Origin of the sequence: Cellulomonas biazotea (assembly GCF_004306155.1) — a bacterium.
GTDB classification, from domain to species: domain Bacteria; phylum Actinomycetota; class Actinomycetes; order Actinomycetales; family Cellulomonadaceae; genus Cellulomonas; species Cellulomonas biazotea.
The window spans coordinates 1-21,416 of the sequence record NZ_BIMR01000104.1 but is presented as its reverse complement, the minus strand read 5'-3'; the positions used below and the strand labels follow the sequence as shown (position 1 = coordinate 21,416).

Annotated in this window: 17 protein-coding genes and 1 pseudogene; 9 read left to right on the top strand and 9 right to left on the bottom strand. The window is 75.3% G+C overall.

Going from position 1 to position 21,416, the window contains the following annotated elements; genetic code table 11:
* Nucleotides 1-124: 124 nt before the first annotated feature.
* Together CBZ_RS08415 and CBZ_RS08410 are read right to left on the bottom strand one after the other, a co-directional pair.
* Nucleotides 125-391, bottom strand: coding sequence for an HPr family phosphocarrier protein (locus tag CBZ_RS08415; RefSeq protein ID WP_130781124.1), 267 nt, complete (start codon nucleotides 389-391; stop codon nucleotides 125-127).
* A gap of 122 nt (nucleotides 392-513) precedes the next feature.
* Nucleotides 514-966: a ribose-5-phosphate isomerase gene (locus CBZ_RS08410; RefSeq protein ID WP_130781123.1), complete on the bottom strand. Its 453-nt coding sequence runs from the start codon at nucleotides 964-966 to the stop codon at nucleotides 514-516.
* Nucleotides 967-1,026: 60 nt separating this feature from the next.
* Between CBZ_RS08410 and CBZ_RS08405 the strand changes: the two genes are divergently transcribed.
* Nucleotides 1,027-3,036, top strand: a complete 2,010-nt coding sequence (locus CBZ_RS08405) for a M13 family metallopeptidase (protein ID WP_130781122.1) — start codon at nucleotides 1,027-1,029, stop codon at nucleotides 3,034-3,036.
* Nucleotides 3,037-3,135: 99 nt separating this feature from the next.
* Here CBZ_RS08405 and CBZ_RS08400 read toward each other — a convergent pair whose 3' ends face one another.
* Together CBZ_RS08400 and CBZ_RS08395 are read right to left on the bottom strand one after the other, a co-directional pair.
* A complete protein-coding gene (locus tag CBZ_RS08400) occupies nucleotides 3,136-3,651 on the bottom strand; it encodes a hypothetical protein (RefSeq protein WP_130781121.1) in 516 nt (171 codons plus the stop codon).
* Between the two features lie 75 nt (nucleotides 3,652-3,726).
* Nucleotides 3,727-4,341, bottom strand: coding sequence for a mycothiol-dependent nitroreductase Rv2466c family protein (locus CBZ_RS08395; RefSeq protein WP_130781120.1), 615 nt, complete (start codon nucleotides 4,339-4,341; stop codon nucleotides 3,727-3,729).
* Between the two features lie 219 nt (nucleotides 4,342-4,560).
* Here CBZ_RS08395 and pepN point away from each other — a divergent pair, with 219 nt between their 5' ends.
* Nucleotides 4,561-7,161, top strand: coding sequence for an aminopeptidase N (gene pepN / locus CBZ_RS08390; RefSeq protein ID WP_130781119.1), 2,601 nt, complete (start codon nucleotides 4,561-4,563; stop codon nucleotides 7,159-7,161).
* A 112-nt stretch (nucleotides 7,162-7,273) separates the two neighbouring features.
* On the opposite strand, the gene CBZ_RS08385 is transcribed toward pepN, so the two are convergent.
* Nucleotides 7,274-7,858, bottom strand: a complete 585-nt coding sequence (locus CBZ_RS08385) for a P-loop NTPase family protein (protein ID WP_130781118.1) — start codon at nucleotides 7,856-7,858, stop codon at nucleotides 7,274-7,276.
* 117 nt (nucleotides 7,859-7,975) lie between these two features.
* A complete protein-coding gene (gene malQ, locus CBZ_RS08380) occupies nucleotides 7,976-10,114 on the bottom strand; it encodes a 4-alpha-glucanotransferase (protein ID WP_130781117.1) in 2,139 nt (712 codons plus the stop codon).
* Nucleotides 10,115-10,270: 156 nt separating this feature from the next.
* Here malQ and CBZ_RS08375 point away from each other — a divergent pair, with 156 nt between their 5' ends.
* Together CBZ_RS08375 and CBZ_RS08370 are read left to right on the top strand one after the other, a co-directional pair.
* Complete coding sequence (locus tag CBZ_RS08375) at nucleotides 10,271-12,445, top strand: prolyl oligopeptidase family serine peptidase (RefSeq protein WP_130781116.1); 2,175 nt, start codon at nucleotides 10,271-10,273, stop codon at nucleotides 12,443-12,445.
* Nucleotides 12,442-13,653 carry a mechanosensitive ion channel family protein gene (locus tag CBZ_RS08370; protein WP_130781115.1) on the top strand — a complete coding sequence of 404 codons (1,212 nt, stop codon included), beginning with the start codon at nucleotides 12,442-12,444 and terminating at the stop codon, nucleotides 13,651-13,653. Before CBZ_RS08375 ends, CBZ_RS08370 begins: the two co-directional genes overlap by 4 nt.
* Nucleotides 13,654-13,714: 61 nt before the next feature.
* Here CBZ_RS08370 and CBZ_RS08365 read toward each other — a convergent pair whose 3' ends face one another.
* Nucleotides 13,715-13,945: a PTS sugar transporter subunit IIB gene (locus tag CBZ_RS08365; protein WP_041553366.1), complete on the bottom strand. Its 231-nt coding sequence runs from the start codon at nucleotides 13,943-13,945 to the stop codon at nucleotides 13,715-13,717.
* A gap of 149 nt (nucleotides 13,946-14,094) precedes the next feature.
* Here CBZ_RS08365 and ptsP point away from each other — a divergent pair, with 149 nt between their 5' ends.
* From ptsP to CBZ_RS08340, 5 genes are all read left to right on the top strand, one after another.
* Nucleotides 14,095-15,786 (top strand): phosphoenolpyruvate--protein phosphotransferase, encoded by a 1,692-nt coding sequence (gene ptsP, locus CBZ_RS08360; protein WP_130781114.1) that lies wholly within the window; start codon nucleotides 14,095-14,097, stop codon nucleotides 15,784-15,786.
* Between the two features lie 51 nt (nucleotides 15,787-15,837).
* Complete coding sequence (locus CBZ_RS08355) at nucleotides 15,838-16,218, top strand: globin (protein ID WP_130781113.1); 381 nt, start codon at nucleotides 15,838-15,840, stop codon at nucleotides 16,216-16,218.
* 46 nt (nucleotides 16,219-16,264) lie between these two features.
* Nucleotides 16,265-17,140, top strand: coding sequence for an acyl-CoA thioesterase (locus CBZ_RS08350; protein WP_130781112.1), 876 nt, complete (start codon nucleotides 16,265-16,267; stop codon nucleotides 17,138-17,140).
* 84 nt (nucleotides 17,141-17,224) lie between these two features.
* Complete coding sequence (locus CBZ_RS08345) at nucleotides 17,225-18,226, top strand: DNA topoisomerase IB (protein ID WP_130781111.1); 1,002 nt, start codon at nucleotides 17,225-17,227, stop codon at nucleotides 18,224-18,226.
* Nucleotides 18,227-18,314: 88 nt separating this feature from the next.
* The gene (locus CBZ_RS08340; RefSeq protein ID WP_130781110.1) at nucleotides 18,315-20,042 is read left to right on the top strand and encodes an SDR family oxidoreductase; all 1,728 of its coding nucleotides are present in this window, start codon (nucleotides 18,315-18,317) and stop codon (nucleotides 20,040-20,042) included.
* 47 nt (nucleotides 20,043-20,089) lie between these two features.
* On the opposite strand, the gene CBZ_RS08335 is transcribed toward CBZ_RS08340, so the two are convergent.
* Together CBZ_RS08335 and CBZ_RS08330 are read right to left on the bottom strand one after the other, a co-directional pair.
* Nucleotides 20,090-20,590, bottom strand: coding sequence for an acyl-CoA thioesterase (locus tag CBZ_RS08335; RefSeq protein WP_130781109.1), 501 nt, complete (start codon nucleotides 20,588-20,590; stop codon nucleotides 20,090-20,092).
* 73 nt (nucleotides 20,591-20,663) lie between these two features.
* A pseudogene (locus CBZ_RS08330) lies at nucleotides 20,664-21,416 on the bottom strand (GTP-binding protein HSR1); the annotation flags it as partial.

Sequence of the window (21,416 nt, the reverse complement as noted above, 5' to 3'; positions counted from 1 at the left end):
CGTCCCGCACGCGCGTGCAGGTCACCGCGTGCGGGGCGGGCGCGGACGTGTGCCGGCACGCGGCCGGACGCCTCGGCGGGTCGCCGCGCCGCCGTGGCGGGCCGTGCGACCCGCCGGGCGGGCCTCAGGCGACGGGCTGCTGCAGGAACTGCTCGAGCGCGTCGAGCGACGCGGCGGCGTCCGCGTCGTCGGTGGCCGTCTCCAGCACGACCTCGTCGCCGGTGCCGACGCCCAGGGTCATGACGGCGAGGATCGACCGCGCGGGTGCGGGCGTCGAGCCGTTCTTCGCGATCGTCACGGCGGCCGGCTGCCGGGCCGCGGCCGCGACGAAGAGCGCGGCGGGTCGGGCGTGCAGGCCCTCCTCGAGGGCGACGACGACGGAACGCTGCATGGGTCTGCCTCCAGGGTCGACGACGACGTTCGCCACCCTAGTGGTCTAGACCACGACCGCGCGACTCCCGTGCCGCGACTCCCCCGGACGGACGCCCGGGGGACCCGCCCGTCCCGACGTCGTCAGGCGCGCGTGCGCTCGTACTCGGCGAGCAGGTCGATGCGGCGCTGGTGACGCGGGTCCTGGCTGAACGGCTCCGCGACGAACGCGTCGACGAGCTCCAGCGCCTCGTCCACCGAGTGCTGGCGGGCACCCACGGCGACGACGTTCGCGTCGTTGTGCTGACGCCCGAGCCGGGCCGTGTCGAGGTTCCACGCGAGAGCCGCACGCACGCCCGCGACCTTGTTCGCGGCGATCTGCTCGCCGTTCCCGGAGCCACCGATGACCACGCCGAGGCTGCCGGGGTCGGCGACGACCGCCTCGCCCGCCTCGAAGCAGAACGGCGGGTAGTCGTCGAGCGCCTCGTACGTGTGCGCGCCGTGGTCGACGACGTCGTGCCCCGCGGAGCGCAGGTGCTCGACGAGCGCGACCTTGAGCTCGTAGCCGGCATGGTCGGAGGCGACGTGGATCCGCATGAGGGTCATCCTGCCGCACCCGCGGGCCCGGAGCCCGCGCCCGTCCGTAGGCTGTCCCGCATGACGCGCAGCGGCATCGACCTCACCGCCCTCGACCCCGACACCCGTCCGCAGGACGACCTGTACTCCCACGTCAACGGACGGTGGCTCGCGAGCCACGTGATCCCGCCGGACCGGGCCATGGACGGCGCGTTCCGCGCGCTGCACGACCAGGCGGAGGAGCAGGTCCGCGACATCATCGTCGACGCAGGCTCCGCCGCGGCCCCGGCCGGCGACGGCGACGACGCCACGGCGGGCGCCGACGGCGTCGAGGCCAAGATCGGCGCCGTCTACGCCTCGTTCATGGACACCGCCGCCGTCGAGGCGAACGGCCTCGCCCCGCTCCGCGAGGACCTCGACCTCGTCGACGCCGCCACGACCCGCGCGGAGCTCACGGTCGCGCTCGGCGCGCTGCAGCGCACAGGCGCCGCGTCCGCGGTCGGCTTCTGGGTCGACAACGACGCGAAGGACCCCGAGCGGTACGTCGTCTACCTCATGCAGTCCGGCCTGGGCCTGCCCGACGAGTCGTACTACCGCGACGAGCAGTACGCGTCGGTCCTCGCGGCCTACCGCCCGCACGTCGCGCGCATGCTCCGCCTCACGGGCGTCGCCGCCGACGAAGCCGCCGCCGAGGCGCTCGCGGGATCCGTCGTCGACCTCGAGACGAAGCTCGCCGCGCACCACTGGGACGTCGTCAAGGACCGCGACGCCGACCTCACCTACAACCCGATGCGCCTCACCGAGCTCGCCGAGCGGGCGCCGTCGTTCGACTGGGCCGCGTGGGTCGAGGCCCTGGGCGCGCCGCAGGGTGCGCTCGACGACGTCGTCGTCCGGGAGCCGTCGTACGCGGAGGGCTTCGCGCAGCTCTGGGCGAGCGAGCCCCTCGACGCATGGAAGGCGTGGCTCGCGTACCACGTGGTCAGCGACCGGGCGCCGTTCCTGCCCGACGAGGTCGTCGAGGCGAACTTCGACTTCTACGGCCGCACCCTGACCGGCGCGCAGGAGCTCCGCGACCGCTGGAAGCGTGGCGTGGGCCTGGTCCAGGGCGTGCTCGGCGAGGCCGTCGGCAAGGTCTACGTCGAGCGGCACTTCCCGCCCAGCCACAAGGAGCGGATGGACGAGCTCGTCGCGCACCTCGTCGAGGCGTACCGGCTGTCCATCTCCCGGCTCGACTGGATGGGCGAGGAGACGCGCGCCAAGGCGCTTGCCAAGCTCGACGCGTTCACCCCGAAGATCGGCTACCCGGTGCGCTGGCGCGACTACACCGCGCTGCAGGTGTCGGCCGACGACCTGCTCGGCAACGTCCGCCGCGCCAACGCGTTCGAGCAGGACCGCGAGCTCGCGAAGATCGGCAAGCCGCTCGACCGCGACGAGTGGTTCATGACGCCGCAGACCGTCAACGCCTACTACAACCCCGGGATGAACGAGATCGTCTTCCCGGCGGCGATCCTGCAGCCCCCGTTCTTCGACGCGGACGCGGACGACGCCGTCAACTACGGCGGCATCGGTGCGGTCATCGGGCACGAGATCGGGCACGGCTTCGACGACCAGGGGTCGAAGTACGACGGGCAGGGACGCCTCGAGGACTGGTGGACGGTCGAGGACCGCGCCGAGTTCGAGAAGCGCACCGCGGCGCTCGTCGACCAGTACGGCGCCTTCTCCCCCGCGCAGCTCGGCGGCTCGCACCACGTGAACGGCGCGCTGACGATCGGCGAGAACATCGGCGACCTCGGCGGGCTGTCGATCGCGCTGACCGCCTACGAGATCGCGCTGGGCCGACCCCTCGCCGAGGCTCCCGTGGTCGACGGCCTGACGGGTGCGCAGCGGGTGTTCCTCGGCTGGGGCCAGGTGTGGCAGTCGAAGGGTCGCGACGAGGAGATGATCCGCCGGCTCGCGACCGACCCGCACTCCCCGAACGAGTTCCGCTGCAACGGCGTCGTGCGGAACGTCGACGCGTTCTACGACGCGTTCGACGTCGCCCCCGGCGACGCGCTGTACCTCGCCCCGGAGGAGCGCGTCCGGATCTGGTGAGGCGAGCGGGTGCGGGCCGGTCCGCCGGTCCGCACCCGCGTCCGCTCGCGGCTCAGCGCGTCTCGCACACGTCCCGCCCCCCGGGGCCGGCCGGGCTTGTCAGGGCAGCTCGGTCCACGTCGCGCGTGCCAGCCGGAAGCCCGTGCCGTCGGCCGCAGTGCAGGTGACGCCGTCGGTCCCGCTGCTGCACGTCCAGCCGTCGACGCGCGACTCCGAGCCGTACTCGAGCGTGCGCACGTCGTCGCCCGCTGCGGTCGGCGCCGGGCCGTCCTCGCAGACGAACGCGACGCCGTCGGGCCCGAGCGTCAGCACGTGGCCGGTCGTCCCGGTGCACCCGGCCACGGTCGGCGCGGCGTACGTGTAGTCCGCGATCGTGCAGGTCACACCCTCGCCGGACATCGTGCAGGCGATGTTCCCGCTGGGCAGCCGGAACGCGTCCTGCGCGACCGCGGGTGCGGTCGGCGTCGACGACGCGGTCGACGTCGCACCCGCCGAGGCGCCCGCGTCAGGCGCGCGGCCCGACGACAGCTGCACGACGGCGAGCACGATGAGGACGGCGACGAGGACGACGTCGACGACGACCATCGTCCGGATCCACCGCGGCGACGACGGCATGGTCCTCCTGCGTCCGGGGTCTGGGGGCGTCGTCCAGGATCACACGGGGCGAACGCGACCAGCCACCCGAGCGGGTCAGACGGCGGGCGGGACGGTGCGCGTGCGCTTGAGCTCGTAGAAGCCGGGCACCTGCGTGACGAGCGCGAGACCGTCGAAGAGCTTGCCGGCGTCCTCGCCGACGGGAGCGGGCGTGATGACGGGGCCGAAGAAGCCGGTGCCGTCGATCGCGACCACGGGCGTGCCGACCTGGTCGCCGACGAGCTCGAGGGCGGCGTCGTGCGAGGCGCGCAGCAGGTCGTCGACCTCGTCGGTCGCGCCGACGGCGGCGAGCTCGGCGGGCAGGCCGACCTCGGCGAGGGACTCGGCGACGATCGCGGCGGTGTCCTTGCGGCCCTGGGTGTGCCGGCGGGTGCCCATGGCGTCGTAGAGCGGCTTGAGGACCTCGTCGCCGTGGTCACGGGCCGCGGCGACCAGGACGCGGACGGGCGCCCACGAGTCGTCCATGAGCTGGCGGTACCAGTCGTCGAGGTCGCGGCCCTCGTTGAGGACGGACAGGCTCATGACGCGCCAGCGCACGTCGACGTCGCGCACCGTGCCGACCTCGTCCATCCACCGCGACGTCAGCCACGCCCACGGGCAGGCGGGGTCGAACCAGAAGTCGACGACGGGGCGGGTGGCGGTGACGGTCATGGTGCTCCTCGGTCGCGGGGCGCCTCCGGTGCGGCGGGCCGCTCGCAGTCTCACCCGCGGACCGCCGGCCGCGCACATCCGAGCCGTCCACAGCCCACGCCTCGGACACGCCGTCCCCGCCAGGACCGATGCACAGGTGGGACCCGGCCGGTCGTACGGTCGCGCGTGCGATGATCGTGCGCGGCCACGAGCCGCCATCACCCCGAATGGAGAGCCAGCGTGCCCGCTGAGAACCTCACCCGTGCCGAGGCGCGTGAGCGCGCCGCGCTCGTCGCCCCGCAGTCGTACGACGTCACGCTCGACCTGACGACCGGCCCCACGACGTTCGCGTCGCGGACCGTGCTCCGGTTCACCGCGACGCCCGGGGCGAGCACGTTCGTCGACCTCGTCGCCCCGACGGTGCACGAGGTCACCCTGAACGGCCGTGCGCTCGACGTCGCCGACGTGTTCGCGGACTCGCGGATCCGGCTCGACGACCTCGCGGACGACAACGAGCTCGTCGTCGTCGCGGACGCCGCGTACATGAACACCGGCGAGGGCCTGCACCGGTTCGTCGACCCCGTCGACGACGAGGTGTACCTGTACTCCCAGTTCGAGGTCGCCGACTCGCGCCGCGTCTTCGCGGTGTTCGAGCAGCCGGACCTCAAGGCGACCTTCACGTTCACCGTGACCGCGCCCGCGCACTGGACGGTGGTGTCCAACTACCCGCAGGTCGGCGAGCCCGAGCCGGTCGAGGGGGGCGTCAACCGCAACGGCGGCGTCGACAAGGGCACCGCGACGTGGCGCTTCGAGACGACCCCGCGCATCTCGTCGTACATCACGGCGGTCGTCGCCGGGCCGTACCACGGCGAGCACGGCGAGCTGACGAGCAGCGACGGCCGGACGATCCCGCTCGGCGTGTACGTGCGCGGCTCGCTCGCGGAGCACCTCGACACGGACAACATCCTCGACATCACGCGCGCGGGCTTCGCGTTCTTCGAGGAGAAGTTCGGCGTCGCGTACCCGTTCGCCAAGTACGACCAGCTCTTCGTGCCCGAGTTCAACGCGGGCGCCATGGAGAACGCGGGCGCGGTGACGTTCCTCGAGTCGTACGTCTTCCGCTCCAAGGTCCCCGAGGCGACGATCGAGCGCCGTGCGGTGACGATCCTGCACGAGCTCGCGCACATGTGGTTCGGCGACCTCGTCACCATGCGCTGGTGGGACGACCTGTGGCTCAACGAGTCGTTCGCCGAGTACGTCTCGACCCTCGCGACCGCCGAGGCCACGGCGTGGACCAGCGCGTGGACCACGTTCTCCTCGCTCGAGAAGAACTGGGCCTACCGCCAGGACCAGCTGCCGTCCACGCACCCGATCGTCGCGGACATGCGCGACCTCGAGGACGTCGAGGTCAACTTCGACGGCATCACCTACGCCAAGGGCGCGAGCGTGCTCAAGCAGCTCGTGGCGTGGGTCGGCCAGGACGAGTTCTTCGCCGGGGTGCGCGCCTACTTCGCGAAGCACGCGTGGGGCAACACCGAGCTGCGCGACCTGCTGACCGAGCTCGAGACGACGAGCGGCCGCGACCTGTCCGCCTGGTCGGCGCTGTGGCTCGAGAAGGCCGGCGTCACGCTGCTGCGCCCCGCGGTCGAGACCGACGAGGACGGCACGATCACGTCGTTCGCGGTCCTCCAGGAGGTCCCCGCCGAGCACCCCGTCCAGCGGCCGCACCGCCTGGCGATCGGCGGCTACGACCTCGACGAGGCGACCGGCCGGCTGGTGCGCACGCTGCAGCTCGAGCTCGACGTCGACGGGCCGCGCACCGAGGTGCCCCAGCTCGTCGGGCAGCGTCGACCGGCCCTCGTGCTGGTCAACGACGAGGACCTGGCATACGCGAAGGTCCGTCTGGACGACGCCTCGCTCGCCACGGCCATCGAGCACCTCGGGGCGTTCGACGACTCGCTCCCCCGCACGCTCGTCTGGACGGCGGCGTGGGACGCGACGCGCGACGGCGAGACGCCGGCCCGCGACTTCGTCGACCTGGTGCTCGGCAACATCCTCCACGAGACCGACTCCTCCGTCGTGCTCGTGCTGCTGCGCCAGCTCACGGTCGCGCTCGACCTGTACGTCGCGCCCGAGCACCGTGCGGCGACCGCCGTGTCCGCCGCCGACCGGCTGCTCGACCTGGCCCGCGCCGCGGACGCCGGCTCGGACAGCCAGCTGCAGCTCGTCAAGGCCTTCGCGGCCCGGGCGGAGACGTCCGCGCAGCTCGACGCCGTCGCGGACCTCCTGGACGGCCGTGCGACGCTCGACGGCCTGACGATCGACACCGACCTGCGCTGGGAGCTGCTCACCTCGCTCGTCACCGGCGGCCGCGCCGCCGAGACGGACATCGCGGTGCAGCTCGCGGCCGACCCCACGGCGACCGGCCAGCGTGCCGCCGCCGCGGCCCGCGCGGCCCTCCCGACGCCGGAGGCCAAGGCCGCCGCGTGGGCGGCCGTCGTGGACGGCGACGACCTGCCGAACGCGATCCAGGCGGCGACGATCGCCGGCTTCGGGCGCGTGCACGACCGCGGCCTGCTCGTGCCGTTCGTCGAGCCGTACTTCGCGGCGCTCACGTCGGTCTGGGCCGACAAGACGAACGAGATGGCGCAGAACATCGTGCTGGGCCTCTACCCGACCGACCTGGCCGACGACGCGCGCGTCGACGTGCTCGGGGCGACGGACGCGTGGGAGACGGCCCAGGCGGACGCCGCTCCGGCGCTGCGCCGCCTCGTCGCCGAGAACCGCGACGGGGTGCGTCGTGCGCTCGCCGCGCAGGAGACGGACCGCCGCCGCGACTGACGGGTCCGGGTGGTCCGGCCGCGACACCGGCCGGACCACCCGCCCGGGTCATCCCGTCGGGAGCACCCCGTAGGGGACCACCGGCCGGGCCCACGCGCACCGCGCGCCCGGCTCAGGCCTCCGGCTCCCCGGGGCAGGGCGGGTCGGGCGGGACGAGCGTCGCGAGCCAGCGCCGCGCCTCGCGCGGGTGCCGCAGCCGGATCACGCGCACGCGCCCGGTGGCGGCCAGGTCGGCGTACGACTGCCGGTAGTGCCGGTGCTGGGTCCACGCCCACAGCACGATGTTCTGGTCCGGCTCCCGGCGCAGCAGGTTGCGCAGCGTCTCGCGGTTGCCGTGCCACAGCTCCTGGCGCAGGACGCCGCGGCGCAGCGTGCGCGTCACGACGCGGCCCATGACGACGCGACGCGGGTAGTCGAGCCACACCACGGCGTCCGCGTCGTCGAGGAGCCCCTGGCGCACGGAGTTCCAGTTGCCGTCGGCGACCCACCCCGCCCGCGCGGCGGGTGACGCGAGGAGGTCGCGCAGGAGGCCCCGCGCCTCCTCGGGGTCGCGCTTCGTCCACCCCTCGGCCCAGAAGACCGCGTCGAGCTCGACGTGCGCGGCGCCGAGGCGTCCGGCCGCGGCCCGCGCCAGGGTGGTCTTGCCGGAGCCGCTGTTGCCGACCACCCGCAGCCGTCGGAGCACGGGAGGAGGCATCAGGCGATCGTGCCACGTCGGTGCACTCCGGCGCTGGGGCGTCGGTGCACGTGGGAGGGACAGGCCCCGCTCAGCGCCGGTGCAGGTGGCAGGCTCAGGGTGCCGGGACAGGCGGGGTCAGCGGCCCTCGTTCATGACGATCGCGAGCGAGTGCAGCCGCGCGTTGGTGAACAGGTCGTCGACGAGCACGACCTGTCCCCCGCTGTCGGCGAGCGGCACCTTCCAGTTCGGGTACTCCCGGTCCGTTCCCGGCTGGTTCTGGGCGCGCCGCTCGCCCACCGCGTCGGCCAGCGAGACGCCGACGAGGACCGACGGCGTCGCGAGGACGTACCGGTGCAGCGCCTCGACGATCTCCCGCTCCGAGGGGTCCGTGCCGAGCAGGTCGCGGGCGCGCAGCGCGTCGAGCATGCGGTCGCGCTCGGCGGCGGCGGCGGCCCGCACGGTCGCGACGGGCTCGGTGAGCAGGCCCAGCCGGTCCCGGATCGCGACGTGCTCCCCCGCGAGGTACCCGGCGGTCGGGGGCAGGTCGTGGGTCGTGACGGTCGCGAGCACGAGGTCCCGGTAGTGCTCGGGGGCGAGCGGGTCGCCGTTCATGTCGCGCTCGAACCACAGCACGGACGTGCCGAGGATGCCGCGCTCCGACAGGTAGTCGCGGACCCACGGCTCGACGACGCCGAGGTCCTCGCCGATGACGACGGCCCCGGCGCGGTGCGCCTCGAGCGCGAGGATGCCGACGAGCGCCTCGTGGTCGTAGCGGACGTACGCGCCCTCGGACGGCGACGCGCCGTCCGGCACCCACCACAGCCGGAACAGGCCGAGCACGTGGTCGATGCGGATCGCGCCCGCGTGCCGCAGGACGGTGCGCAGCATGTCGCGGTACGGGCGGTAGGCGGCGCGCGCGAGGGCGTCGGGCTGCCACGGCGGCTGCGACCAGTTCTGGCCCTGCTGGTTGTACATGTCGGGCGGGGCACCGACGCCCGCGCCGCGCGCCAGCACGTCGCCGAGCGCCCACACGTCGGCGCCCTGCGGGTGCACCCCGACGGCGAGGTCGTGCATGATCCCGACCGTCATGCCGTTGTCGAGCGCGGCGCGGTGCGCGGCCGCGAGCTGCTCGTCCGCGACCCACTGCAGCCACCGGTGGAACGCGACGCGGTCGGCGAGCTCGTCGCGAGCCTGCGCGACGGCGTCCGACGACGGGTCGAGCAGGTCGGCGGGCCACGTGCGCGTGTCCGCGCCGTGCTTCTCCGCGAGCGCGCACCACAGCGCGAAGGTCTCCAGGCCGGGGCCCTGCTCGGCGACGAACGCGTCGAGGTCGGCCTGGCGGGCCGCGGGCAGCGGGTAGGCGAAGACGACCTCGAGCGCGGACCGCTTGGCGGTCCAGGCGACGTCGCGGTCGATCGGCCCCGGGTCGGTGTCGAGCGCGACCGCGACCTCGCCCGCCCACTCGACGAGCGTGCGGTCCGCGGCCGTGAGGTAGGCCGCCTCGGGGACCTCCTCGACGCGGACGTAGAGCGGGTTGACGAACCGGCGCGTCGTCGGCAGGTAGGGCGACGGCGTCAGCGGGACCTGGGGCTCCGCGGCGTGCAGCGGGTTGATGAGCAGGAAGTCGGCGCCCATCCGCGCGGTCAGCGCCCCCAGGTCGGCGAGGTCCGCGAGGTCCCCGACGCCCCACGAGCGCCGCGAGCGCACCGAGTAGAGCTGCGCCATGACGCCCCAGGCGCGCTCCCCGTCGAGCGCCTCCGGGAGCTCCAGGCGGTCGGGCGTGACGACGACCGGGCTGCGGCCGTGCGCGCTCGGTCCCTCGGCGTGCAGCTCGTGCCAGCCGAGCGGGAGGTCGGCGGGGAGGGTGAATGTCGCGCGGCCGACCAGCCGTCCGTCGACCTGGCGCGGCGGCACGGGCACGTCGGCCTGCGTGAGCTCGCGCCGTCCGCCGCCCGCCTCCGGGTCGAGCTCGAGCCAGACCTCGACGGGGTCCTCGTGGGTGACGTGCACGGGGACGTGCGCGTGCCGGCCCTCGCGGACGACGACCACGGGCGGCAGGGTGCGCCGCCAGGGCGAGTCCTCCCGGTGCGCGAGCGCGAGCCGGATCCGCTCGGGCGACGACGCGTCGACGCCGAGCGCCGCGAGGACGCCCTGCAGGGTGCCGGCCGACGCCATCTTGTGCTGACCGTCGAACCCCCAGTAGTCCGGGGTGATGTCGTAGGCCGCCGCGAGGCGCAGCAAGGCGTCGGACGCATGCTGCGAGTCGTGAGCCACGCCACGATCCTGCCAGAGCCTCCGGGCGGACCGCAGGACCAGCGCGCGTGGCGCCCGACCAGCGGCGACGCCCGGACGCGCCCGGACGCGCCCGTCTCGCGCCCCGCCCGGCGCCACGCGGCGAGGCGCGGGGGTGGCGTCGTAGCCTTGCGGACCATGACCGTCCCCGCCCTGCGTCCCTACCCGTCCGCCCGCACGCTCGACCTGGTCGAGGACCTGCACGGTCACCGCGTCGCCGACCCGTACCGCTGGCTGGAGGACGCCGACGACGCCGAGACGCAGGCGTGGTCGGCGGAGCAGGACGCGCTGTACGGCGAGTACCGGCAGGCCCTGACCGCCCGGCTCGGCGACGGGCCGTGGTCGACCGGGCGGCTCACCGGCCGGCTGCGGGCGCTGCTCGGCGCGGGTGTCGTGGGTCCGCCGGCCTGGCGGGGCGAGCGGTACTTCTTCTCGCGGCGCACGGGTGAGCAGGAGCACGCGGTCGTCCTGGTCTCGGAGCCCGACCCCGACACCCCGGGCGGGCGCCGCGAGCGGGTGCTGGTCGACCCCGTCGCGCTCGACCCGGCGGGCACCACGACGCTCGACGCGTGGCAGCCGTCGAAGGAGGGCGACCTGCTCGCGTACCAGGTGTCGCACGGCGGGACCGAGGAGAGCGTGCTGCACGTCCTCGACGTCCGCACGGGCGAGCTCGTCGACGGGCCCGTCGACCGGGCGCGCTACTCGCCCGTCGCGTGGCTCCCGGGCGGCGAGGCGTTCTTCTACGTGCGGCGGCTCGCGCCGGACCTGGTGCCGGCCGACGAGCAGCAGTACCACCGGCGCGTCTGGCTGCACCGCGTCGGCACGTCGGTCGACGCCGACGTCCAGGTGTTCGGCGACGGGCTCGACCTGACGAACTACTACGGGGTGTCGGTGTCCCGCGACGGGCGCTGGCTGATCGTGTCCGCCTCCGCGGGGACGGCGCCGCGCACGGACGTGTGGATCGCCGACCTGACCGCCTCGGGCGGCCTGGAAGACCCGACGTTCGTCGAGGTCGCCGTCGGGCTCGACGCCCAGACGGGCGTGTGGGTGGGCCGCGACGGCCGCCTGTACGTGCACACCGACCTCGACGCCCCGCGCGGGCGGCTCGCGGTCACGGACCCGACGAGCCCGGGCGTCCCGCACTGGCGGACGCTGCTCGCCGAGGACGGCACGGCCGTCCTGGAGGACGTCGCGTTCACCGACGGCGGTGGCGACGACCGCACGCCGACGCTGCTCGTGGCGTCGTGGCGGCGGCACGCCGTCTCCGAGATCACCCTGCACGACCCGGCGACAGGCGAGGCGCTGGCCGACGGGGTCACCCTGCCCGGACTCGGCTCGGTGTCGGGGCTGGTCACGCGCCCGGACGGCGGGCCGGACGTGTGGTTCTCCTACACCGACCACACGACGGTGCCGAGCGTGCAGCGGTTCGACGCCGCGACGCGCGCCACGACCCTGTGGGCCGCGCCGCCCGGGACCGTCGCCGACGTGCCCGCCGTGCGGGCGACGCAGGTCGAGGTGACGAGCGCCGACGGCACCGTCGTCCGCGCGTTCGTGCTGGCCCGCACCGACACGGTCGACGCCGACGGCCGCCCCCTCGCCCCCGCGCCCGCGATTGTGTACGGCTACGGCGGCTTCCAGATCTCCCTGGACCCCGCGTACTCCGCGGCGACGCTCGCGTGGGTCGAGGCCGGTGGCGTGTACGTCGTCGCGAACCTGCGCGGCGGCGGCGAGGAGGGCGAGGAGTGGCACCGCGCGGGCATGCGCGGCCACAAGCAGAACGTGTTCGACGACTTCCACGCGGTCGCGGAGCACCTCGTCGCGCACGGCTGGACGACCCCCGACCGGCTGGCCTGCTGGGGCGGGTCCAACGGCGGCCTGCTCGTCGGCGCCGCGCTCACGCAGCGACCCGACCTGTTCGCCGCCGTCGTGTGCTCCGCACCGCTGCTCGACATGGTGCGCTACCAGCGCTTCGGCCTGGGCGTCACGTGGAGCGAGGAGTACGGCGACGCCGACACCCCCGTCGAGCTCGGCTGGCTGCTCGGCTACTCGCCGTACCACCGGGTCGTCCCCGGCACCGCGTACCCGTCGACGCTGTTCACGGTGTTCGAGGGCGACACGCGCGTCGACCCGCTGCACGCGCGCAAGCTCGCCGCGGCGCTGCAGGCCGCGACGTCCACCGACGTCCACGACGCCCCGGTGCTGGTCCGCCGCGAGGTGGGTGTCGGGCACGGCGCGCGCGCCCTGTCCCGGTCGGTCGCGCTGACCGTCGAGCAGCTGCAGTTCGTCGCCGACCGCACGGGGGCCGCCCGATGACGCCGCTCGCCGCCCGGGTCGCCGCCGCCGCGACGCCGTCCCCGTCGCCCGAGATCCTCGGCCCCGACGACAAGACCTCCCCCAACGCGTGGCTCGAGTGGTTCCTGGGCCTGCCGCTGCGGATCCTCATCATCGTCGCGGTCGGCTCGCTGTCGCTCGCGCTGCTGCGGCGCGCGATCCGGGGGGTCACCGACCACATCGCCGACGGCACCCCGTGGTTCCAGCGCGGCGTCATGCGGCCGCTCGGCGAGTCGGACGTCGCCCGGACGCTGCTCACGTCCGCCGACCCGCTCGCCACGGCCCGGCGCGCGCAGCGGGCCCGCACGCTCGGGTCGGTGCTGCGCTCGACCGCCACGATCGTCGTGGGCACGATCATGGTGCTGCTCGTCCTGGCCGAGCTCGGCGTCAACATCGCGCCGTTCATCGCGTCCGCCGGGATCGTGGGCGTCGCCCTCGGCTTCGGTGCGCAGAGCCTGGTCAAGGACTTCCTCACGGGCATGTTCATGCTGCTCGAGGACCAGTACGGCGTCGGGGACGTCGTCGACGTCGGGCCCGCGACGGGCGTCGTCGAGGCCGTGTCCCTGCGCGTGACGAAGATCCGCGACTCCGACGGCACCCTCTGGTACGTGCCCAACGGGTCGATGCTGCGCGTCGGCAACAAGACGCAGGGCTGGGCGACCGCGGTCGTCGAGGTCGACGTCGACTACTTCGCCGACCTGGACCAGGTGCGCGCGCTGCTCCACGACGCCGCCGACGAGGTCGCGGCCGACGCGCTGCTCGGTGCGCAGCTGCAGGGCGCCGCGACCATCGAGGGCATCGAGAAGCTCAGCGCCGACGCCATCACGCTGCGGCTCAAGGTCCGCACGTCACCGGCGATGCAGTGGGACGTCGCCCGGGCGCTGCGCACCGCGACGCGCGCCGCCCTGGAGCGGGCCGACGTGCCGCTCGCGGGGCAGCGCGACCTGCTCAAGGCGCACCGCGAGGCCGAGGCGGGGATCGTCGCAGCCGCCGCGCCGCAGGAGGGCACGCCCACCGAGCCGACGCCCGACGACGCGGCCGAGCACGGGACGGGTGCGACGGACGCGACCGCAGCACACGTGGACGGGACGACGACGGCCAGCGCCCGCGACCCGCACGACACCCCCGTGCACGACGTCGTCGAGCAGCGGGACGCGCGCCGGGCCGCACCGCCCGGGGACTCCGTCTAGCAGCCGGGGACCGGCCAGGAGCGCGTGGCCCGTCGTCGGCGTCGACGTCGGGCCCGCGCGCTCAGCGCAGCGACTCGAGCTCGGCCGCGAGGTTGTCGGCCTCCGGGCCGACGATGACCTGGACGATGTGCCCGGACCGCACGACGCCGAACGCACCGCTCGCCTTGAGCGCCGCCTCGTCGACGAGGTGGGCGTCGCTGACCTCCACGCGCAGCCGCGTGATGCACGGCTCCAGGTCGACGACGTTCCCGTCACCGCCCAGCGCAGCGAGGATCTGCTCTGCCTTGCTCATGGAACTCCCCACGTCACGGGCGCCGGCCGGTCGGCGCGCGACGCCAGCCTAACCCCGACGGGCTCTGCGGACCGGCGCGTGTCCGCTGGCGGTCGGGCACCCCGACGGACGACACTGCCGTGTCACGTCGACGAGGAGGTCGTCCGCCCGTGAGCCCGCAGCCGTCCGTGGTGGTCCCCGGCATCGGTGTCAGCCCCGGCCGTGCCGTCGGGCCCGCCGCCTTCCTGCCCGAGCCGGTCGCCGAGCCGCCGTCGGGCCGTCGCCTGCCGCCCGGCACGGACTACGCCGCGCAGGCCGCGCTGGTCGCCGCAGCGTCGGGACGCGTGCACGCGGCACTGGAGGTCGCAGCGGCGCGGGCCGACGGCGAGAGCGCCGACCTGCTGCACGCGACCGCCGCGATCGCCGCCGACCCGACGCTTGTCGCCGACGCCGAGCAGCGCGTGCTGGCCGACCGGCTGGTGCCCGAGCGGGCCGTGTGGGAGGCGGCGGAGTCCGTCGCCGCGCAGTTCGAGGCCCTCGGCGGGCTGTTCGCCGAGCGCGTCCGCGACATCGAGGACGTCCGCGACCGCCTCGTCGCCGAGCTCACCGGTCGCCCCGCCCCGGGCCTGCCGGAGCGGGACCACCCGTACGTCCTGGTCGCGACCGACATCGCGCCCGCGCTCGTCGCGACGCTCGACCCGGCGCAGGTGCTCGGCATCGTCACCGGCGCGGGCGGACCGACGTCGCACACCGCGATCCTCGCGCGCGCGCGCGGGATCACCGCCGTCGTCGCGGCGCGAGGCGTCGAGGACGCCGTCGCCGAGGGCGACCTCGTGCTGGTCGACGGCGGCGCCGGGACGGTGACCGTCGGCCCGGACGACGCGCAGGTCGCCGCCGCCCGCGCCCTGGCCGCGCAGGTGCGCACGTTCGACGGGCACGGCCGCACCGCGGACGGGCACCGCGTCGAGCTGCTCGCCAACGTCGGCAGCCCGGCGGACGCGCTCGACGCCGCCGCGCAGGGCGCCGAGGGCGTCGGGCTGTTCCGGACCGAGTTCGCGTTCCTCGACCGCGAGGAGGCGCCCGACGTCGACGAGCAGGTGGCCGCGTACCGGCAGGTGCTCGCCGCTTTCCCCGGCCGCAAGGTCGTCGTGCGCACGCTCGACGCGGGCGCCGACAAGCCGCTGCCGTTCCTCGCCGGCGAGCCGGAGGCCAACCCCGCGCTCGGCGTGCGCGGGCTGCGCACCGCGGTCGCGCACCCCGAGGTCCTCGAGGACCAGCTCACCGCGATCGCCCGCGCCGCCGCCGCGCAGGACGCCGACGTGTGGGTCATGGCGCCCATGGTGTCCACCGTCGACGAGGCCCAGGAGTTCGTCGCCGCGTGCACGCGGCACGGGCTCGGCACGGCCGGGGTCATGGTCGAGGTGCCGAGCGCCGCGCTGCTCGCCGGGCCGATCCTCGCGCACGCCGCGTTCGCGAGCATCGGCACGAACGACCTCACGCAGTACACGATGGCCGCCGACCGCGTCCTCGGGTCGGTCGCGCACCTGTCGTACGCGTGGCAGCCCGCCGTGCTGCACCTCGTCGCCGCGACGTGCCGGGGCGGTGCGCAGCAGGGGCGGCCCGTCGGCGTGTGCGGGGAGGCCGCCGCGGTGCCCGCGCTGGCCGTCGTCCTCGTCGGGCTCGGCGTCACGTCGCTGTCGATGACCCCGCGAGCCCTGCCCGACGTCGCCGCCGTCCTCGCCGCCACGACGCTCGACGAGTGCCGCCGGCTCGCCACGCTCGCCCTGGCCGCGAGCACCGCCGCCGACGCGCAGGACGTCGTCCGCGCCGGGCTCCCCGTGCTCGCCGACCTCGGGCTGTGACGCCCGTCGCGCAGGCCCGGCCGGCGCCCGCGCGCGTGTGAGGATGGGCGGGTGACCGACTCGTTCTACGACGCCGTCGGCGGCCACGACACCTTCGTCCGGCTCGTCGACGAGTTCTACAAGGGCGTCGCCGACGACCCGGTGCTGCGCCCCATGTACCCCGACGAGCAGCTCGGCCCCGCCGCCGAGCGCCTCACGATGTTCCTCGAGCAGTACTGGGGCGGGCCCACGACGTACGGCGAGCAGCGCGGCCACCCGCGCCTGCGGATGCGGCACGCGCCGTTCAAGGTCAACCCGGACGCGCGCGACCGCTGGCTCCTGCACATGCGCACCGCCGTCGACTCCCTCGACCTCGCCCCGCTGCACCGGGCCGAGCTGTGGGACTACCTGGAGCGAGCGGCCCACTCGCTGCTCAACACGTTCGAGGACTAGGCCGCCTGCGCCGTCGACGACGGGGTTCCGTGGCACGCTTCGGGGCATGAGCGACGCCCCCGCGAACCCCACGGCCCAGGTCCTCGACGCGCTCGACCTGACGCCCGACGGCACGACACCGGACCTGTTCGAGGGGCGCAGCCTCCCCCAGCCCAACGGGCGGGTGTTCGGCGGTCAGGTCCTCGCGCAGGCGCTCCTCGCCGCCGGACGGACGGTCGAGGACGGGCGGCTGCCGCACTCGCTGCACGGGTACTTCCTGCGCGCGGGCGTCGTCACCGAGCCCATCACGTTCGCCGTCGAGCGGCTGCGCGACGGGCGGTCGTTCACCGCGCGACACACGCACGCGCTCCAGGGCGGCGAGCCGATCCTGTCGATGATCGCGTCGTTCCAGGTCGAGCAGGACGGCGTCGACTACGCCGACCCCGTGCCCGACGGCATCCCCGGCCCGGACGACGTGCCCTCCGCGCTCGACCTGCTCGGACGCATCGACCACCCCGTCGCGAAGTTCTGGTCGCAGGAGTCGGCGTTCGACGTGCGGCACGTCGGCGGGTCGATCTACCTGGACCGTGCCGCGGAGGTCACCGGGCAGCAGCAGGTGTGGTTCCGCTCGCGCGGCGCGCTGCCCGACGACCAGCTGCTGCACCGCGCGCTGCTGGCGTACGCGTGCGACCAGGTCATGCTCGAGCCCGTGCTGCGGCGGGCGGGACGGTCGTGGGCGACGCGCGGGATGTCGATCGCGAGCCTCGACCACGCGATGTGGTGGCACCGGGACGTGCGCGTCGACGACTGGCTGCTGTACGTCCAGACGTCGCCGAGCGCGCAGGGCGGCCGCGGGCTGGGGGCAGCTCGGGTGTTCACGCGCGACGGGGCGCTCGTCGCGTCGATCGCGCAGGAGGGCATGGTGCGCTTCCCGGACGCGTGACCCCGGTGGCGGCGGACGGGTGACGCACGACGCCGGACGCCGCTCGCCGGGCGGGCCGTGACGCGCCGGGTGACACTTCCGGGCATGGCACGACTGCGCCGCGTCCGCATCGACGCCCCCGGCTGGACGCGACGGCGCGCGGGCAAGGGCTTCGTCTACCTGGACGTCGAGCGCGTCCGGATCACGCAGGACGAGCACCTGGAGCGCATCGTCGGCCTCGCGATCCCGCCCGCGTGGCAGGACGTGTGGATCAGCCCGTGGCCGCACGGGCACATCCAGGCGGCCGGGCTCGACGACGCCCGGCGGCGGCAGTACCTGTACCACGCGCAGTGGCGGCTGCGGCGCGACCGCCTCAAGCACGACCACGTGCTCGACGTCGCGCGGCGGCTGCCCGCGGCACGCCGCCAGGTCGAGCGCGACCTCGCGCTGCCCGGCATGCCCAAGGAGAAGGTGCTCGCGCTCGCGTTCCGGCTGCTCGACCTCGCCTACCTGCGCGTCGGCGGTGAGGGGTACGCGCAGAAGCACGGCTCGTACGGGCTGGCGACGCTGCGCAAGGACCACGTGCGCGTGCTCGCGCCCGCGTCGGACGACGACCCCGGCCGCGTGCACCTGCACTTCCCCGCGAAGTCGGGCCAGATCCGGGACACCGTCGTCGAGGACGACGTCGTGGCCGACCTGGTGCGCACGCTGGTGCGCCGCCGTGACGACACCGACGACCTGCTGGCGTGGCGCGACGACGACGGGACGTGGCACGACGTCACGAGCGTCGACGTGGGCCAGTACGTCAAGGCGCGGCTCGGCGACGACGCGACCGCGAAGGACTTCCGCACGTGGCACGCGACCGTCCTCGCCGCGCGCGGCCTCGCGGCCGCCGGTCCCCCGCCGCACAGCGACCGCGCGCGCCGCAAGGTCGTCGCGGACGTCGTGCGGGCGGTCGCGGACGAGCTCGGGAACACCCCGGCGGTGTGCCGGGCGTCGTACGTGGACCCGCGCGTCGTCGACCTGTGGGCGCAGGGCGAGACGATCCGTCCCACGCGGTCGCAGCGGGTCGCCGAGCGGTCGACGCTGCAGCTGCTCGGCGACTGACCGGCGACCGCCGCGCCGTGGCCGGTCCGACGAGCGTCCCGGCCCGCCCCCGGGTGCGGACCGCGCCGACGCCACCCAGACTGCACCGATGAGCGTCGACCCCGCGCAGACCCCGGACTCGCCCGGCCTGACCGAGGCGGACCTCGCGCCCGAGCCGGTCGCCCGCACCCTGCCCGGCCTCGTGCCGGGGACCGGGCCCGACGGGCGGCCGCGACCCGACGCACCGCTCGCCGCCGTCACGGGCGTCACGGGCTACGTCGGCGGCCGGCTCGTGCCCGAGCTCCTCGCCGCGGGGTACCGCGTGCGGGCTCTCGCGCGGTCGCCGCAGCGCCTGCGCGGACGGCCCTGGGTCGACGACGTCGAGCCCGTCGAGGCCGACGCGTCCGACCTCGACCAGATCCGCGCCGCGCTGCAGGGCGTCGACGTCGCCTACTACCTCATCCACTCGCTCGGGTCGGGCCGCACGTTCGAGTCCCTCGACCGGCGCACCGCCCTCACCTTCGCGCAGGCGGCCCGCGAGGCCGGCGTCCGACGCATCGTGTACCTCGGCGGTCTGTACCCCGAGGGCGAGGAGCTGTCGCCGCACCTGGCGTCCCGCACCGAGGTCGGCGAGATCCTGCTGGCGTCGGGCGTCCCGACGACCGTGCTGCGTGCCGCCGTGATCCTCGGCTCGGGGTCGGCGTCGTTCGAGATGATGCGCTACCTCACCGAGCGGCTGCCCGCCATGACGGTCCCGCGGTGGGTCGACAACCGCATCCAGCCCATCGCGATCCGCGACGTCCTGCGCTACCTCGTCGGCGCTGCCGCCATGCCCCGGGAGGTCAGCCGGGGGTTCGACATCGGCGGACCCGACGTCCTCACCTACCGCGACATGATGCAGCGGTACGCGGCCGCCGCAGGGCTGCCCCGGCGGATCGTGGTGGGGGTCGGTGTCCTCACGCCGCGGCTGTCCAGCCTGTGGGTCGCGCTCGTGACGCCGGTGCCCGGCGGGCTCGCGCGGCCGCTGGTCGAGTCGCTCGTGCACGAGGTCGTCTGCGACGAGCACGACATCGCCCGCTGGGTGCCCGACCCGCCCGAGGGGCTCGTCGGGTTCGACCGCGCCGTGCGGCTGGCCCGTCGGCGCGTGCACGACGCCGCCGTCGCGACCCGGTGGTCGTCGGCGGCCGCGCGCGGCGGACCGAGCGACCCCCTGCCGTCCGACCCCGACTGGGCCGGCGGCTCGCTGTACGTCGACGAGCGCCGGGTCACCGTGAACGCGTCCCCCGCCGCGCTGTGGCGTGTGCTGGAGGCCGTCGGCGGCGAGCACGGGTGGTACTCGTGGCGGCTCGCCTGGCGGATCCGGGGGCTCGGCGACCGGCTCGTCGGCGGCCCCGGCCTGCGCCGCGGCCGGCGTGACCCGTGGCGCCTGCTGGTCGACGACGCGGTCGACTTCTGGCGCGTCGAGGAGGTCGAGCCGGGCCGGCTGCTGCGGCTGCGCGCCGAGATGCGGGTGCCGGGCCTGGCGTGGCTCGAGCTCCGGGTCGAAGACGCCGAGGACACCGAGACCACAGCTGCGGGGGGCGGTGCCCGTGGCGACGCGCACGACGACCCGGATCGCCCCGGAACCCCGCACCGGGCGCCGGACGACGACCGTCGACGCCGCCCGCCCGCGGTCTTCGCGCAGCGGGCGCTGTTCCACCCGCGCGGGCTGCTCGGCCAGCTCTACTGGTGGTCCGTCGCGCCGTTCCACGGCGTCGTCTTCGGCGGCATGCAGCGCAACATCGCGCGCGCCGCGGAGCGCGCCGAGCAGGCGCGGACCGACCGTCGGCCCACCTGAACGCCACGGCCGGGGGCGTCGTGCCCCGCGTGTCGGCCGGTCCGCCCTCAGCGCTCGGGGCGGCGGCGGTGCCGCACGGGCTCCTCGACGTACCGCGCCCACGCCGCGCGCTCGGCGTCGCCGAGCCGCCGGGGGCGTCCCGTCGTGGTGTCGACCAGCACGAGCGTCGTCGTCGCGCGCGCGAACACGACGCTGCCGTCGTCGCCCGCGGGGCGGTCACGCACCTCGTAGCAGACGTCCAGGCTCGCGCCACCGAGGTGTCCGAGCCACATCTCGACCAGGACGGGCGAGCGCCGGTAGCCCAGCGGCACCAGGTACTCGATCTCCTGCCGCGCGACCAGCGTCGACGTCTGCGCGCCCGGTCCCGCGTCGAGGACGGCCGTGGGCCACGTGCCGTCGGGCCGCGTGCCGTCCTGCGCCTCCGGGTGCCGCCAGAAGGCCTCGATGCGCGCCTCCTCGAGCAGCCGCAGCATCTCCACGTTGTTGACGTGCGCGTACGCGTCCATGTCGGACCAGCGCAGCTGCACGGGGACCTCGAGCCGAGCCACACGACCTCCTTCGCCGACCGCGATCCTACGAGGCGCGCCGGGCCGTCCGTTCCCTCGTCGGGCCGCCGACCGGTCACGCCGCGGCGCGCGCCGCCGCCTCCCGGCACGCCGACCACGCGGCGAGCTCGTCGACCGTCGGGGACACGACGAGCCGACGGGCGACCTCACGGACGCCCACGCGCAGCCGCTGCCGGACCCGGCCCGCACGCCGCCGCGCCCCGATGCCGGCCAGCACGCGCGACACCAGCGCGAGCAGCACGCCGAGCAGCCCGCCTCCGACCGTGAGGACCGTGGGCCACGGCACCTCGCCCCACGTCGGCGTCGGCGGCTCGGGCAGGCGCAGGTACGCCAGCCCGGCGAGCACGCCGAGCCAGAGCAGCCCCACGCCCGCGACACCGACCAGCGCCCACTGCACCGCGCCCACGACGCGCCACCACCGCGGGTCGCGGGAGCCGGCTGGGGCGGTCGCGACGACCGCCCGGTCCAGGGCGTCGGGCAGCGCGTCACGGTCGACCGCCTCCCGCGCCGCGAGCGTCCACGCGTCGGGCGCACCGGCCGTCGCCTCGTCGAGGTAGTCGCGCACCGCGAGCGACACCAGGGCCCCCGTCGTCGTGGGGGGGTGCGGGATCGACGAGCGACGGGCCGCGGCGACGTCGTCCCGCGCGTCGTCCGGCGCCGCGGACGCACCGCGCACGCCCGGCAGGCGCGTGACCAGCCGACCCGGGTCCGGGCGGCCGAGACCGAGCCGCCGCAGCGGGTCCGCGCGCAGCCGGCCGATCCAGCGCGTGACCGGCCACCCCGTCGAGGCGCGGGCCTCGCGCAGCGC